Annotated in this window: 18 protein-coding genes; 8 read left to right on the top strand and 10 right to left on the bottom strand. The window is 71.7% G+C overall.

The features are described 5' to 3' along the window. Positions 1-84 precede the first annotated feature (84 nt). From JT362_RS29965 to JT362_RS29955, 3 genes are all read left to right on the top strand, one after another. Positions 85-1,731 carry a DEAD/DEAH box helicase gene (locus JT362_RS29965; RefSeq protein WP_311202766.1) on the top strand — a complete coding sequence of 549 codons (1,647 nt, stop codon included), beginning with the start codon at positions 85-87 and terminating at the stop codon, positions 1,729-1,731. Positions 1,732-1,737: 6 nt separating this feature from the next. After that, entirely contained in the window at positions 1,738-3,114 is a 1,377-nt protein-coding gene (locus tag JT362_RS29960; protein WP_260195192.1) for an Rv3212 family protein, read from the top strand. Between the two features lie 101 nt (positions 3,115-3,215). After that, positions 3,216-4,061: an alpha/beta fold hydrolase gene (locus tag JT362_RS29955; protein WP_260195191.1), complete on the top strand. Its 846-nt coding sequence runs from the start codon at positions 3,216-3,218 to the stop codon at positions 4,059-4,061. 31 nt (positions 4,062-4,092) lie between these two features. Here JT362_RS29955 and JT362_RS29950 read toward each other — a convergent pair whose 3' ends face one another. Continuing rightward, positions 4,093-4,443, bottom strand: coding sequence for a hypothetical protein (locus tag JT362_RS29950; protein WP_260195190.1), 351 nt, complete (start codon positions 4,441-4,443; stop codon positions 4,093-4,095). A 5-nt stretch (positions 4,444-4,448) separates the two neighbouring features. After that, positions 4,449-5,273 carry a RecB family exonuclease gene (locus JT362_RS29945; protein ID WP_260195261.1) on the bottom strand — a complete coding sequence of 275 codons (825 nt, stop codon included), beginning with the start codon at positions 5,271-5,273 and terminating at the stop codon, positions 4,449-4,451. A gap of 115 nt (positions 5,274-5,388) precedes the next feature. Here JT362_RS29945 and JT362_RS29940 point away from each other — a divergent pair, with 115 nt between their 5' ends. Continuing rightward, positions 5,389-6,258 carry a hypothetical protein gene (locus tag JT362_RS29940; protein WP_260195189.1) on the top strand — a complete coding sequence of 290 codons (870 nt, stop codon included), beginning with the start codon at positions 5,389-5,391 and terminating at the stop codon, positions 6,256-6,258. On the opposite strand, the gene JT362_RS29935 is transcribed toward JT362_RS29940, so the two are convergent. The 4 genes from JT362_RS29935 to JT362_RS29920 are packed head-to-tail and all read right to left on the bottom strand — an operon-like array spanning position 6,245 to position 8,560. Further along, complete coding sequence (locus JT362_RS29935; RefSeq protein ID WP_260195188.1) at positions 6,245-6,856, bottom strand: MarC family protein; 612 nt, start codon at positions 6,854-6,856, stop codon at positions 6,245-6,247. The genes JT362_RS29940 and JT362_RS29935 overlap by 14 nt on opposite strands. Before the next feature lie 58 nt (positions 6,857-6,914). Continuing rightward, entirely contained in the window at positions 6,915-7,778 is an 864-nt protein-coding gene (locus JT362_RS29930) for a PHP domain-containing protein (RefSeq protein WP_375546579.1), read from the bottom strand. 38 nt (positions 7,779-7,816) lie between these two features. Beyond that, entirely contained in the window at positions 7,817-8,377 is a 561-nt protein-coding gene (locus JT362_RS29925; protein ID WP_260195187.1) for a PH domain-containing protein, read from the bottom strand. An 18-nt stretch (positions 8,378-8,395) separates the two neighbouring features. Then, positions 8,396-8,560 carry a hypothetical protein gene (locus JT362_RS29920; RefSeq protein ID WP_260195186.1) on the bottom strand — a complete coding sequence of 55 codons (165 nt, stop codon included), beginning with the start codon at positions 8,558-8,560 and terminating at the stop codon, positions 8,396-8,398. Positions 8,561-8,708: 148 nt separating this feature from the next. Between JT362_RS29920 and JT362_RS29915 the strand changes: the two genes are divergently transcribed. Continuing rightward, on the top strand, positions 8,709-9,140 hold the full coding sequence (locus JT362_RS29915) for an NUDIX hydrolase (RefSeq protein ID WP_311202765.1): 432 nt from the start codon (positions 8,709-8,711) through the stop codon (positions 9,138-9,140). 501 nt (positions 9,141-9,641) lie between these two features. Here the strand turns inward: JT362_RS29915 and JT362_RS29910 are convergent. Both JT362_RS29910 and JT362_RS29905 read right to left on the bottom strand, forming a co-directional pair. Next, on the bottom strand, positions 9,642-10,757 hold the full coding sequence (locus JT362_RS29910) for a DUF2332 domain-containing protein (RefSeq protein WP_260195185.1): 1,116 nt from the start codon (positions 10,755-10,757) through the stop codon (positions 9,642-9,644). Positions 10,758-10,762: 5 nt separating this feature from the next. After that, on the bottom strand, positions 10,763-11,269 hold the full coding sequence (locus JT362_RS29905) for a MaoC family dehydratase (protein ID WP_260195184.1): 507 nt from the start codon (positions 11,267-11,269) through the stop codon (positions 10,763-10,765). A gap of 273 nt (positions 11,270-11,542) precedes the next feature. Here JT362_RS29905 and JT362_RS29900 point away from each other — a divergent pair, with 273 nt between their 5' ends. From JT362_RS29900 to JT362_RS29890, 3 genes are all read left to right on the top strand, one after another. Beyond that, positions 11,543-12,619, top strand: a complete 1,077-nt coding sequence (locus tag JT362_RS29900; RefSeq protein WP_260195183.1) for a magnesium and cobalt transport protein CorA — start codon at positions 11,543-11,545, stop codon at positions 12,617-12,619. Between the two features lie 80 nt (positions 12,620-12,699). After that, positions 12,700-12,831: a hypothetical protein gene (locus JT362_RS29895; protein ID WP_260195182.1), complete on the top strand. Its 132-nt coding sequence runs from the start codon at positions 12,700-12,702 to the stop codon at positions 12,829-12,831. 15 nt (positions 12,832-12,846) lie between these two features. Beyond that, the gene (locus JT362_RS29890) at positions 12,847-13,212 is read left to right on the top strand and encodes a VOC family protein (protein ID WP_260195181.1); all 366 of its coding nucleotides are present in this window, start codon (positions 12,847-12,849) and stop codon (positions 13,210-13,212) included. Positions 13,213-13,219: 7 nt separating this feature from the next. Here JT362_RS29890 and JT362_RS29885 read toward each other — a convergent pair whose 3' ends face one another. Then, positions 13,220-14,473 carry a WXG100 family type VII secretion target gene (locus tag JT362_RS29885; protein WP_260195180.1) on the bottom strand — a complete coding sequence of 418 codons (1,254 nt, stop codon included), beginning with the start codon at positions 14,471-14,473 and terminating at the stop codon, positions 13,220-13,222. Then, the gene (locus JT362_RS29880; protein WP_260195179.1) at positions 14,473-14,790 is read right to left on the bottom strand and encodes a hypothetical protein; all 318 of its coding nucleotides are present in this window, start codon (positions 14,788-14,790) and stop codon (positions 14,473-14,475) included. The genes JT362_RS29885 and JT362_RS29880 overlap by 1 nt, the downstream gene beginning before the upstream one ends. Between the last annotated feature and the right edge of the window lie 69 nt (positions 14,791-14,859).

The raw sequence follows: 14,859 nt of genomic DNA, 5'->3' as shown, positions 1-14,859 counted from the left end.
CGCTGGACGACTAGGGAGAAACTCATCACCGTCTCGACAGAAAACAACACGACCGACAATCAGGAGAACCCCGAACTCGACGCCGTGACGCTGGAACACAGCGAGGCAGGCGTCCCAGAGACCGACACGTCCCACCCGCTCCAGTCCGGCGCCCCGGTGCGCAACGACTCCCCCACGTTCGCCGAGTTCGGCGTGCGCGAAGAGGTCGTTCGGGCGCTCACGGAGGCGGGCATCGAGCGGACGTTCGCCATCCAGGAACTGACGCTGCCGCTGGCGCTGGCCGGCGAGGACGTCATCGGCCAGGCCCGCACCGGCACCGGCAAGACGCTGGGCTTCGGCGTCCCGCTGCTGCAGCGGCTCACCAGCCCGGGCGACGGCACCCCCCAGGCACTCGTCGTGGTGCCGACCCGCGAGCTGTGTCTGCAGGTCACCCACGACATCACCGACGCCGGCAAGCACCTCGGCGTGCGGGTGGAGTCGATCTACGGCGGCCGCCCGTACGAGCCGCAGATCGCGGCCCTGCGCAAGGGCGTGGACATCGTCGTCGGCACTCCGGGCCGGCTGCTCGACCTCGCCGAACAGCGCCACCTGGTGCTGGGCAAGGTCGGCGCGCTGGTGCTCGACGAGGCCGACCGGATGCTCGACCTCGGCTTCCTGCCCGACATCGAGCGGATCCTGCGGATGGTTCCGGACGAGCGGCACACCATGCTGTTCTCGGCCACGATGCCGGGCCCGATCATCACGCTGGCCCGCACGTTCCTGCACCGGCCGACGCACATCCGCGCCGAGGAGACCGACGCCGGCGCGATCCACGAGCGCACCCGCCAGTTCGTCTACCGGGCGCACTCGCTGGACAAGATCGAGGTCGTCGCCCGCGCGCTGCAGGCGGAGGGCCGCGGCCTGACGATGATCTTCAGCCGCACCAAGCGCACCGCGCAGAAGGTGGCCGACGACCTGTCCGATCGCGGATTCGCCGTCGCCGCCGTGCACGGTGACCTGGGCCAGGGCGCCCGCGAGCAGTCGCTGCGCGCGTTCCGCTCCGGCAAGGTGGACGTGCTGATCTCCACCGACGTCGCGGCGCGCGGCATCGACATCGACGACGTGACGCACGTCATCAACTTCCAGTGCCCCGAGGACGACGGCACCTACGTGCACCGGATCGGCCGCACCGGCCGGGCCGGGCGCGAGGGCGTCGCGATCACGCTCGTCGACTGGGACGAGGAGCCGCGCTGGAAGCTGATCAGCGACACGCTCGGCCTCGACCTCCCCGAGCCGGTGGAGACGTACTCCACCTCCGAGCACCTCTACACCGACCTCGGCATCCCGGCGGGTTCGACCGGCCGGCTGCCGCTGGCCAAGCGCACCCGCGCGGGTCTGGACGCGGAGCCGGAGGAGGACCTCGGCGGCCGCTCCCGCGGTCGGGGCAAGGGCCGCAACCGCAGGCGCGGCGGCGACGCCGACGGCCCGGCGCGCACATCCGCGCACACGACCGACGGCGAGGGCGGCGAGCAGCGCAGGCGCACCCGCAGGCGGCGCCGTGGCGGAGTCGAGGTCGGCCAGCAGGCCGAGCAGGCCGCCGAGACGTCGAACGCGCCGAGCACCGCGCCGTCGAGCCGGTCGGACCGCCCGGCCAGGCAGCGTCGGCGCCGGCGCAGCCGGGGCGGCGCCGACGGCGCCGAGGCCCGCGCCGAGGCACCGAACACGAGCGAAACAGCGCCTTCGGCAGACTGACTCCCCGTGAGGAACCGCATCGGGGACGAGGACGTGCTCGAGGGCGACGAGCCAGAGTACGAACCGGTCGAGCGGTCCCGCTTCCACCGCAAGCGGGACCTGGCCGCGGCGGCGTTGATCACCGTCGCCGCGGTGGCCGGCGGCCTGCTGCTGTGGCAGGGCAGCGACAGCCGGGCCACCACGTCGACCACCCACGACGCCCCGGTCACCTCACCGGCGGCGCCCACCGCGTTCCCGCCGTCGCTCGCCGAGTCCTGGCGGGCACCGAGCCCGGCCACGCCGGTGCCGGTCACGGCAGGCCCGGCGGTGGTCACCGGCGAGGGCGGCGACGTCATCGGACGCGACCCGGTCACCGGCGAGGAGCGCTGGCGCTACAGCCGCGGCCTTGACCTGTGCACCGTGACCTCGGCCTGGTCGATGGCGGTCGCGGTGTACGCGCGGACGGAGAACCTGCTGCCCGCCGACGACCCGCGCAAGGCGGGCGGGTGCAGCGAGATCACCGCGCTCGACCCGGCCTCCGGGCAGCGCGGCCGGGACGACGACGGCCGCCCCGACCTCGGCCAGCGCAACTCCGACGCCGAGCTGGGCACCCGGCTGGTGTTCGACGGCAGCTACCTCACCGCGACCGGCGACCGGCTGCTGCACACGTACCGCTCGGACCTGGTGCTGACCATGGAGTACGGCCGGGTGCCGACCCTGGTGAACGCGGACCGGCAGCCGAGGACGGGCTGCGACTACGGCTCGGTCGCCGTGGAGGAGGGCCGGATCGGGGTGATCGAGCGCTGCCCGGACGACCCGAGCGACCGGCTGACCGTGTACCGCGCCACCGGCGACGACAGCTCCGAGGAGCCCGAGGTCACGTTCAGCACGGCCATCGGCGTCCGCGGCTCGCGGGTGCTCGCGCTGAGCGACGAGTGCCGGATCGGCGTCGACGAGGGCCAGACCCAGCTGTGCACGGTGGCCGTCGCGCCGGACCCGGCCCGGCTGCTCGTGTACGACGAGGAGGGGGCCGTGGTGGCGCGGCACCCGCTGTCGCTGGCGCCCGGCGACCTGCCGGCCGAGGACCCGCCCGGCAACGTCGTGCCCGTCGCCGAGGCACCGGGCGCGGTGTACTGGTTCACCGGTTCGCGCACGATCGCGCTGGCCAAGGCCGACCTGCGGCCACTGTGGACGGTCGAGAACGCGGTCGGCCCCGGCACGCTGTTCGCCGGCCGGATGCTGGTGCCGGTGCGCGGCGGGATCACCGTGCTGAACCCGGCGACCGGTGAGGTGCGGGGCACGATCCCGGTCGACCGGGGCGGGTACGACGGCGTGGTCACGATGTCCTCGAGTGGGCCGATGGTGTACGAGCAGCGCGGTGGCACGCTGGTGGCGCTTCGCTGACGTTCAGCCCAGCTCCACAGCGCTTCCACGGATCGTGCGGGACACTGGAGTCCGTGAGCCAGCTACCGCCGTCACAGATCAGTCCGCACCGGGGACGACGCGTGGAGCTGCCCAGCCGGTACGGGCCGGTGGCGGCGCTGAGCGCGCGGGCGCCGGAGCCCGGCGGGCATCCGGCGCCGATCGCGCTGCTGGTGCCCGGGTACACCGGGTCCAAGGAGGACTTCGCGCCGCTGCTCGACCCGATCACCGATGCCGGCATGCACGCGATCGCGATCGACCTGCCCGGGCAGTACGAGTCCAAAGGGCCGGACGACGAGGCGGCCTACCTGCCGGCCGCGCTCGGTGCCGTGCTGGCCGAGCTGGTCGGCAAGCTGTCCGCGGAGGGCAACCCGGTGCTGCTGCTCGGCCACTCGTTCGGTGGCCTGGTGGTGCGTGGCGCGGTGCTGGCCGGCGCGCCGGTCGCCGGGCTCACGCTGATGTGCACCGGCCCGTGCGAGCTGCCGGACGGCCCCCGGCGCAAGGCCCTGGAGCTGGGTGAACCGGCGATCCGCGAGCACGGCATGGACGCGGCGCTGCGGCTGCGTGAGGAGCTGGACCGGATGCTGCCGGGTCGTCTCGCGCCGGCGCCGGAGCTGGCGACGTTCCTGCGGCAGCGGTTCCTGAGCACGCTGCCGGCCGGGCTGCTCGGCATGGCCCGCGGCCTGCGCACCGAGCCCGACCAGGTCGCCCCGCTGGCCAGGACCCTGCACACCTCGGGCATCCCCTGCCTGGTGACCTGCGGCGAGGGCGACGACGCCTGGCCGGTGTCCACCCAACGCGACATGGCCGACCGGCTCGATGCCGACTTCGCCGTGATCCCCGGCGCCCGCCACTCCCCCAACGTCGAGAACCCGAGCGCCCTGCTGAACACGCTCCTCCCCACCTGGCGTTCCTGGCTCACCGCCTAGGGAGACGCCCTGAAGGTGACCTTCGGGGCGTTCAGGCCCACCAGAGGAACCACATGGTGGCGCCGGTGACGGCCACGACGCCGAGGGCGGCCACCGTGGCGGCGGCGCCGGTCGCGCGGTCGGCCACGCGCTGGACGAGGACGGCCAGGACGGCGGCGCCGAGGTGGCCGAACACCATCGCCGGGCCGGGACCGGGCACGCCGCGGACCCAGGCCAGTACCTGGAAGACCAGGACCACGACCGCCAGCACGCACAACCCGACCGTCAGTGCCCCGGCCAGCTCTCGCCCGAAGCCGCCGCGCCGGCGGCTCGGGGCGGATGGCCCCAGGGCCACGGTGGTGGCCCCGGATGCGGCCAGGGGGACCGTCGGTGAGTTGTCCACGCTGTCTATCCCTTCACCTCGTCGGCGCGCACGAGCAGCGCCCACGGCTCGGCCTGCGGGCCGGCGGCCTGCCCTTCGGGACAGCTGCGCCGGAAGTCGCACCACGAGCACTGCCGCCCCACGCGGGGCGGGAACAGCACGTCGGCGTCACCGCCGGCGTCGAGGGTATCCGTCGCGAGGGCGAACTCCTCGGCCGCCTCCTCCGCCCTGACGCGGTGCCTGGTCAGCGACTCCTCGGTGTGCTCCCAGGCCGCCACCGTCCCGGACGGTAGATGGTGCAGCTCAACACGGCGGCACGGCCGGCGCAAGGTCCGGCGGGCGGCCAACACGTAGAGTGCCAGCGCCTGTGACCCTCTGGCGTCGTCGGTCGTGAGCGCGGTACGCCCGGTCTTGTAGTCGACGATGACCAGCTCGCCGTCCCGCTCGTCGATCCGGTCGACCCGGCCCTCGGCGACGATCGTGCCGACCGGCGCGGACACCCACCGCTCCAGCCCGATCGGGTCGTCGGTGACGTCGATCTCGCTGACGTAGTCGGCCACCCAGCCGCCGGCGATGTCGCGGTAGGTGGCGGCCTGCGTCGGCCCGGCGAAGCCGTCGTCGTTCCAGTGCCGCCCGACGAGCGCGGCCGCGACCTCGGGCGTGCGGCGCGACACCGGCAGCTCGAAGAACGCCCGCAGCGCGTTGTGCACCACGGCGCCGAGCGTGCTGTGCGCGAACGCGCCCCCGCGCGGCGGCGTTGGCCGGTCGACGTAGGCCATCCGGTACCGGCGCGGGCAGTCCACCCAGGTCGCGACGCGGGACGGGGTGACCTTGATCAGCTTGCGCGGCATCGCGTCGAACCCGAGTTGCACCCCTCAACGGTAGAGGAGCCCACCGACAGTTCCCGCGCGACCGCAAGCGGCCACCCCGGGAGCCCTCCTGGCTCGGAGTTCTAGGCTCGGACCCATGCCTCCCTGGCTCGTCATCGTGCTGGTCGTCGCGGTGCTGGTCGCCGCCGCCGTCGTACTCGGGCGCCGGAAGCCCGCCGTCCGGCCGGCCAGGAGCGACCGGCCACCGGACGTCATCGACGACCTGCTGGCCCTGCGGTCCCGCCTGGCAGCCGACTCCGACAACCCGAACGTGCGCCGCCGGCAGGCCATGGAGCGGGCTGGGCGGCCGCTGCCCGACGACCCGGCGACGGCCGAGCTGGTCGCCGGCGTCCGCGACCGCTACCGCGTGGGCACCGGCCCCTGGGCGGACCGCGCCGCCGACACCCGGCGTGACCTGGAGGCCGCTGGCGAGACGGGACTGCGCGCGGCGGCCTGGATCGTGGCCAGGTCGGTGGCGGACCTCCGCTGGGAGGTCACCTTCTGGACCGAGAACGCCGGTCTGCCCCCGGCCGCCGACACCCGCGCCGGGATCGCCCAACTGGACCCCTCCGACCCCAACCCGTACAACACGCTCAGCGGTCTGCACCCCAGGATCCACCTGGTGGCCGCGGTCGGGCTGCTCACCGAGCACCCACGCGCGGAGGTCACCGGCGAGCTGACGGACCTGCTGGAGCTGTGGTTCGCCTATGCCGAGCGGCAGTACCACCTGCGTGACGGGGACATCGAGGTCCTGCAGGCGCTGGTCCGCTGCTACCTGGCCAGTCCCGGCCCGACGCACCCCGCTTTCGTCGTCGAGCTGGCCGGTCAGGACGTGACCCGTCCGGTGGTGAACGTGGGCCAGTCCTTCTCCCACGTCGAGAACGGCATCACCTACGTGGACCCGGTGTTCCACGACGACGGCACGTTCGACCTGTCCGCGCTGGCGCGGGCGGCTACGAGCCGATGAACCCGCGGACCGAGTCGGCGATCAGCTGCACCGCGATCGCGGCGAGCAGCAGACCGGCGATCTTCGCGAGCAGCGTGATGCCGCTGTCCTTGATCACCCGGATCAGCCCGGTCGAGTAACGCAGGCACAGCCACAGCACCAGGTGCACGGCCAGGATCGCGCAGGCGAGCGCCACGTAGGAGCCGGTCTCGCCCTCGGCCTGCCGGACGAACACGATCGTGGCCGCGATGGCACCCGGCCCGGCGAGCAGCGGGGTGCCGAGCGGCACGAGCGCCACGTTGACGTCGTCGACGGCCTGCGGCTCGGCGGTGGCCCGGCCGGTGAGCAGGTCGAGCGCGATCAGCAGCAGGAGCAGCCCGCCGGCGCCCTGCAGGGCGGGGATCCCGATGTGCAGGTACGACAGGATCGCCTCGCCGCCGATGGCGAACAGGCTGATCACACCGAGCGAGACCAGCACGGCCTGCCGGGCCGCCCGCAGCCGTGCCGGCTTGCTGCGCCGGCCCACCAGGCTGAGGAACACCGGCACCGTGCCCGGCGGGTCCATGATCACCACGAGGGTGATCGTGACCTCCGCGAACAGCCGGAGGTCGAACGTCACTGTTCCGCCTCCCCTGGCTGTTCCCCTGAGGTGACGGTTGAGGTCGACGGAAGGTGACTCACGACCCCACCACGACCGCCACCCCGGTCGCCCGCTCGGCGATCGCGTCGAGCTGGTCGGGGGCGGTGGTCTCCTGGCCGAGCCGGATCACCTTGTTGGTGCCGTGGTAGTCGCTGGAGCCGGTGGCGATCAGGTCGAGGTCGGCGGCCAGGCCACGCAGCTCGGCGCGGGCGGCGTCGTCGTGGTCGGGGTGGTCGACCTCCACGCCGTGCAGGCCGACGCCGGCGAGCTCCTTGATCACCTCGGCGGTGACGGTCGGGCCCCGGTGGTGCGCGAAGGCGTGCGCGAGCACGGTCACGCCGCCCGCCTTGGCGATCATCTCGATCTGCTCGTGCACCGAGGTGCGCGAGCTGGGCAGGTAGTAGCGGCCGCGGTCGTTGAGGTAGGTCGCGAACGCCTCGTCGACGCTGGCGACGACGCCGGCCTGCACGAGCGCCCTGGCCAGGTGGGGCCGGCCGGGGGTGGCGTCCGGCGGCAGCCCGCCGAGCAACGCCGCCGGGTCGATCGGCAGCCCGTCCTCGGCCATCTTCTCGGCGATCGAGGTCAGCCGGGCGCGGCGGAGGTCCCTGGTGCGCGCGTACTGGGCGACGACGGCCTCGGCCTCCGGGTCGAACAGGTAGGCCAGCAGGTGGACCGAGCAGTGGCCGCCTCTGCCGTCGGGGCTCACACACGACAGCTCGGCGCCGCGGATCAGGCGCAGGCCGGGCGGGAGCGCCTCGACGGCCTCGGCCCAGCCCGAGGTGGTGTCGTGGTCGGTGATCGCGACAGCGGACAGGCCGGCGGCGGCCGCGTTGGCGACGAGCTCGGCGGGCGTGTCGGTGCCGTCGGACGCGGTCGAGTGGGTGTGCAGATCGATCCTCACAGGGTGTATTCAACGTGAGGGGGTCGAGGTTGTTCCGGTCAGCCCACCTTCGAGCGCTTCTTGGCGAGGCGTTGGGCGCGGATCATGGAGAAGCGGGCGGCCTGGGCTTCCTTGTCGCCGAAGACGAGCTGGGAGATGGCGTCGTAGACCTGCTCGGCCTTGGGCAGGTACTCGAGCCGGTTCAGCGCCTGGATCTGGCCGGCGGACTCGACGACCATGGTGCCGTAGCCGAGGATGCGACCCATGAGCGGCCGCTCGTAGGTGAGGTCGGTCACCTTGCCGATGGGCATCATCAGGACCTTGGTGGTGATGATGCCGGTGGTCATCATCATGCGTTTGTCGGTGACCACGATCCGCTCGACCCACCACATGAGGACGACGTAGGCGAGGCGGAGCACCACGAACAGCGCCGCGTACCAGAGGATGTTCTGCAGCAGCCACATCGAGGGCGGCAGCAGGTACGAGATCATCACCGCGACGGCGAGCAGGGCCACCGCCTCGAAGAGGTCCCAGGCGAGGGAGGCCCAGTGCAGGCGCACCCGGATGACTCGTCGTTCCGTGTCCAGCAGGTACTCGTCGGAATCCCGTGGCGCGAACATGGTACAGACGGTACCGGTTTATGTCTGGAACACCGAGCGTACGAACGTGATGACTGCTTCGGCCGCGTCCTTGAGGGTGTTCAGGATCGAGGTCACCAGCGCGGCCGACTGGACCGGTTGGGTCACCAGGAAGAACACCACCAACGCAGCGCCGGAAATTATCAGTGCCTTCTTGACATTCACCGCAACTACTCCGTGTCCTGGGCGATCGGCGATCGTCGGTTGCTGACAAACCTTTGCAACACTTGTACCGCACCTGGGGGCCGAACGGGAGCCCAGTCCCGCTCTTGGGGCAGTGGCCGGGTGTGCTAGCCCGTTTTGGCTACGTACCGTGATCGGATCGAGGGTGGAGGTTCCGATGATCAGGTGTGTCGGCGGGATCGTTCATGACGCAGCGGGACGGCTCCTGCTCATCCGCCGCGGCCGCCCGCCGGGCGAGGGTCTCTGGTCGCTCCCGGGCGGCCGCGTAGAACGTGACGAGACCGACCACGAAGCCCTGGTTCGAGAGTTGCTCGAGGAGACCGGTTTGCACGTGCTACCAGGGAAACTGGTCGGGACCGTACACCGCCCCGCGCCCACCGGCACCTTCGAGATCCACGACTACGCCGCGACCGTCACAGCCGGTTCCCTACACCCCGGCGACGACGCCACCGAAGCAGCCTGGCTAAACGCCACCCAGTTCCACACGATGGAGCGAACCGGCACCCTGGTCCCCGAACTGGCGAACACACTCCGTGACTGGAACGCCCTACCCCACCCTTGACCCACCCACGACCACCGGCGCCCCACCACAAAAGCCCCAAATACGCAAGACCCCCAAACGAACGATTACCAACGAAAGGCTCCATTCGCTGGTAGAGGGTCCCCCGATTTCCACTCTACCGACCAGCACCGACAGTTTCCGACCCCAGGAAACACGCACGAGCCCCACCCTCCCCACCCGCGAGTCGTACGCTCCCGTCCCGCGAGTCGTACGCTCCCGTCCCGCGAGTCGTACGCTCCCGTCCCGCGAGTCGTACGCTCCCGTCCCGCGAGTCGTACGCTCCCGTCCCGCGAGTCGTACCGTCCCGGCGCGCGAGCCCCACCCCTCCCGGAACGTACGACTCACCGACCCGGAGCGTACGACTCGCGAACCGCGCGAGTCGTACGTTCTCGTCGCGCGAGTCGTACGTTCGCGGGTCGCGAGGCGGGCGTTCGCGGGCTGTGCGGGTCCGTACTCACGGGCTGCGAGGTTCGGGGCCGTGAGGTTCGGGGGCGGGCGGCGTCAGGCGAGCCACTCCATGCGTTCGCCGTGTAGGGCGGTGCGGGCGAGGGCGGTGGCGTGCGGGGTGCCGTTCGCCCAGCGCACGAGGCCTAGGACGCCGAACGTGGGCTCGCCTTCGGCCGGTTGTAGCTCGTCGCGGTGGGGTAGGAGGGTGGACAGGCCGGCGGTGTAGCCCTCCTGGCTCACCCACCACAGGGGGCGCCGCTCGGCCAGGCGGCGCAGTTCGGTGAGGAACTCCTGCCTGCGCTCCTCTGTGAACTGCCACAGCACGTTCGACGTCAGTACGACGATCGGCTCGTCCGCTGGCACGCGGTCGGCTACGGCCGCCAAATCGTCGACGGCGTCACCTGTCACCAGGTCGGGTGGGGACTTACGTTGCGCCGCGGCGGCGGCTCCGAAGAGGCGGAGGCGCTCCGGCTGGTCGGGCCACACGCACGCCTCCAGCCAGGCGTACTCCTCCTCGTCGGTCAGGTCGACCGGGCTCGTGTCCATTCCGATCCTGGTCGCCACGGCCAGCTTCTTCGGGATCGTCGGGAGGTTCGCGCCGGGGGCCAGGGCCAGGGCGCAGTGCAGACCGACCGTCGAGCGGGTGGGGCCCGCGGCCAGTTGTCCTGCCTGTTGGGTCTGGTAGCGGTACGAGTACGCCGCCAGGCCGAGCAGCAGGCCGGCGCTCGTGCCGACCTCCAGCAACGCCACGGGGGCACCGGCTTGGCGGGCGGCGATCGCGACCGCCGGGTAGAGGAGCGCGGCTCGGCGGACCTCGTTGGTCTGGGTCACGCGCGTACCGATCAGTGACCTCACCCGATCGGCTCGTTCGACCACGAACGTGTGGAAGACCTGCCACGTCTCGCTGTCGGGGCCGCAGTTGCCGCCGAGCGACGGGTAGTACCTCGTCAGCTCGTGGAACGGCTCGGCCTGCAACACCCGCTGTACGGCGGCGAACAGCAGCGTGGGGTGCGCCTTCTCCTCGGGCGCCGCGGTCAACAACCCCGCCACCTCGTCGGTTTCGGCGGCGTGCCCGGCAAGATGGCTGTAGAGCGGGGAGACGGCTGCCGCCTCGTCGTCCGCGAACCTCCGCAGACGTCGGCGGATCTGCTCCAGCGTCGCGGCGCTCATGGTGCTCAGTCTGCCCGAGGCTCCGGGCGGGCGGGTTGTTCGCCACCCCTCGACTCGCCGTAGGAGCGTTTGGGCACCATCACCTTCCGGCGGAACGTACACACCACAGTGCCGTCCTGCTTGTAACCGCGCGTCTCCACGTACACGACGCCGCGGTCGTCCTTCGACCTCGACGGGGTCTTCTCCAGCACCTCGGTCTCGCCGTAGATCGTGTCGCCGTGGAAGGTCGGCTTCACGTGCCGCAGCGACTCGATCTCCAGGTTCGCGATCGCCTTCCCGGACACGTCCGGCACGGACATGCCGAGCAGCAGCGAGTAGACGTAGTTGCCGACCACCACGTTCTTCCCGAAGTCCGTCGTGTTCTCGGCGTAGTTCGCGTCCAGGTGCAGCGGGTGGTGGTTCATGGTCAGCAGGCAGAACAGGTGGTCGTCGTACTCGGTGACCGTCTTGCCCGGCCAGTGCTTGTAGACCGCGCCGACCTCGAACTCCTCGTAGTACCGACCGAACTGCACGATTGCCTCCGTCGATCCGCCGCCGACCGTCCGAACTCAGCGCAGTCTGCCAGGTGGGGTACCCTCGACAACTGGTGTGTGAGCCACAAGACCCGAGGAGGTGAGGACGCGTGAGCGAACCGCATAACCATGACGGCGCGACTGGTAGCAGTATGACCCGCGTCCTCGCTGGAAGGGTCTCCCGCTAGGGGGCAACCCGCGGATTCCGGCCGGACGCTCCGGCGCCGGAGATCTCTGGCGCGTCGCAACCCGACGTTCATCGCTGGAGGACACATGCCTGCCATCCGCCCGCTCGGCGGCCGTCGAGGCCGGTCGAACCGCGCGACCCCCGCCCCGGTCACGGCCGCGCGGTCCGCGCACGTCATCGACTGCGCGGTGTACGTGGATGGCAAACGCTTGCCCGGCCGGTTCTCGCACGCCGACGCGGTCGCCGAGGTACGCGGTCGGCGCGACGGCTTCGTGTGGATCGGGCTGTACGAGCCGGACGAGCAGCAGATCCAGGGCATCGCCGAGACCTTCGGACTGCACGAGCTGGCCGTGGAGGACGCGGTCACCGCGCACCAGCGCCCCAAGCTCGACCGGTACGAGGAAACCCTGTTCATGGTGCTCAAGACCGTCCGCTACATCGAGCACCAGTCCCCCACCACCGCCAACGAGATCGTCGAGACCGGCGAGATCATGGCGTTCCTCGGCAGGAACTTCATCGTCACCGTCCGCCACGGCAAGCACTCCGGCCTCACCAAGCTCCGCGAGGAGATGGAGGCCGAGCCGGAGCGGCTGCGGATCGGCCCGGCCGCGGTGCTGCACGGCATCGCCGACCGCGTCGTGGACAGCTACCTCGCGGTCAGCGAGTCGTTCGAGAACGACATCGACGTGATCGAGACCAGCGTGTTCGCGCCGCGCAGCCCCATCGGCGCCGAGCAGATGTACCTGATGAAGCGGGAGATCCTGGAACTGCGCCGCGCGGTGCTGCCGCTGGCCGTGCCGCTGCGCCGGCTCGCCGAGGGCTACACACCGCTGGTGCCCGAACAGGTCCGTTCGTACTTCCGCGACGTCGACGACCACCTCACCACGGTGTCCGACCGCGTCGCCAGCTTCGACGAGCTGCTCACCACGCTGGTCGACGCCACCCTCGCCAAGATCAACCTGCAACAGGCCGCCGACATGCGCAAGATCACCGCCTGGGCCGCGATCATCGCGGTGCCGACGATGGTGGTCGGCGTGTACGGCATGAACTTCGACTACATGCCGGAGACCCACTGGCGGTTCGGCTACCCGCTGGTGATGACCGTGATCCTCGGCGCCTGCCTGATCCTCTACCGAATATTCCGCCGGAACCGATGGCTGTAGCTGGGCCGGCCGCACCGTCGCGACCCGCTCAGCCATCCCACGTGGCACTCCGCCCGCCCTGCCGATGGGAGGTTCCCGCAATGACCCGGCTGCTCGCCAACCCCCGCTTCTGGGTACTCGCCTTCGTTCTCACCTGGCTCGCCGTGATCACCGTGCTGATCGCCGTGGGACCCGACATCGACCCGACCGGCGCCGGCGCGCCGGAACACTAGATTTATCGTGGGCCGATGTCGTCGATCAGACAGGTCCAGATCACCTTCGACTGCGCGGAACCCGAGCGCCTCGCCCGCTTCTGGAGCCAGGTGTTGGGCTACACGGCGGACGCGGACTCCGCCGCCGATCCCGAAGGGGTCGGCCCTCGGCTGTACTTCCAGCGCGTTCCCGAAGGCAAGATCGTCAAGAACCGGGTGCACATCGACGTTCGGGTCGGTACCGGGATGGTGGGTGCGGAGCGCCTCGCCGCGCTCGAGGCCGAGTGCGCACGGCTGGTCGCGCTCGGCGCGGTCCGCGAGCGGCTGCTGCCCGCAGACGAGGAGAACGAGTCCTGCATCGTGATGCGGGACATCGAGGACAACGAGTTCTGCCTGGACTGAGCCGCCGTCACTCGTCGTCGGCGCCGATGATGGGCGCGGACGCCTTCTCCGGCTCGCCGAAGATCTCGGTGGGGTCGGCGACCACCCGGCTGCGGGACTGGTGCTCGCCGTTCTGGGCGCCCTGCCCCATGGCGCCCATCATGCCCATCGGCATCATCCCGCCCATCGGCCGGCCGGCACCGCCGCCACCACCGCCCGAGGACGAGGTGGCCACCGGCTGCTCCGGCTTCGTGGTCGGCAGCTGCTCGGTCGCGAACGTGTAGCCGCCGGGGCCGCTCGGCCCGGACGGGCCGCCGGCCGACGCGCCGCCACCGCCGCCGCCGAAACCGCCCGCGCCGCCGCCCCCGACGCCGCCACCGCCACCGCCCATGCCGGTGGCGGACGGGTCGGTCTTCGGGTCCGGCTTGGGCTCCTCGGGCGGCTTCGGCTGCTCGAAGGTCCAGTTCTCGGCGGGGAAGGTGTGCTCCATCCGGAACTGCTCGAACGCCGCCGACCCGTCGATGCCCTCGCAGAGCCGCACGAACGCCTCGAGGATCTCGCGGACCGCCTCGAACAGCTCCTTCGTCGGCCTGCGCATCAGGTCGAGGTACTGGCGGGTGCGCTCGTCGCCGGCCACCGGCCCGACCATCGCATCCGAGGCCGCCTCGGCCGTGTCCCCGAGCACCGCCGCGAGCTGCATGACGATCTCGCGGATGCCGTCCGCGGTGACGTCCAGGACGTCGGCCAGGCCGAGCATCGCGTCGGTCAGGTCCTGACCGGCCAGGCCCATCTTCTGCATGTAGGCGATGAACGAGTCGGCGGCCTCGCCGTCCCACGCGGCGTCGAGCTTGCCGAGCGGGCGGTCCAGCGACTCGGTCACCTCGCGGGCGGCGTCGCCGACCAGGCGCCAGCGCTCGGCCTCGGCGTGCAGGTCGCTCCACCGGCCGACGACCGGCGCGAAGTACTCCTCGACCGGGTCCGGCACGCCGAGATCACGCGCCAGGCGGGACAGGTAGTCCAGGTGCCCGGCGAAGCGGTCGGCGACCTCACCGCCGTCCGGTCCGCCCGACGAGCCGCGCGGCTCGGGCACCGGCAGGATCCGCGCGTCCGCCGCGTCGGGGGCCGGCGGGATCCGCGCGTCCGTCCCGTCGGGGACGTCGGCGGCCGGCGGGGAGGTGGGCGCGGTGTTGGCCTGGGACAGGTCGGCCGCCCGCGCCCGCAGCGCGTCGGCGGCGGCCAGGACGGAGTCGGGCTCGACCGGAGCGGAGGTGGTCTCGGTCATCAGCGCCCCGCCTCGCCTCGGGTCAGGGTGGCCGCGCCGTCCTCGTCGGTCTCCACGTACTTCTTCGTGACCTCGTTCAGGCCGGTGGACGCGGAGTTCAGCGCCGCCACCGCGCGCGCCAGCTGGTCACGCAGGTGGGTCGCGGTGCGCGCGTAGGCCTGGGTGGAGTGGACGGTCCGGCCCAGCTGACCGAAGGACTCCTCGGTCAGCGGATCCGTCGCCATCGTCCGCGTGCCCTCGTCCAGCGCCTCCGCGCTCGCGGCGGTGAGCTTGGCGTAGCCGCCCACCCAGGCGGCGTCGAACTTGATCCCGGTCACGGGTGGCACCTCTCGGCCGGCTGTCACGTCAGGTGGTCCGACGATAAGCGAGCCGTCCTGGTTCCCGTA

The sequence above is a fragment of the Actinophytocola gossypii genome (assembly GCF_025165815.1).
GTDB classification, from domain to species: domain Bacteria; phylum Actinomycetota; class Actinomycetes; order Mycobacteriales; family Pseudonocardiaceae; genus Actinophytocola; species Actinophytocola gossypii.
Note: the sequence above shows the minus strand (reverse complement) of the source record. Positions and strands in the feature narration are given on the sequence as shown.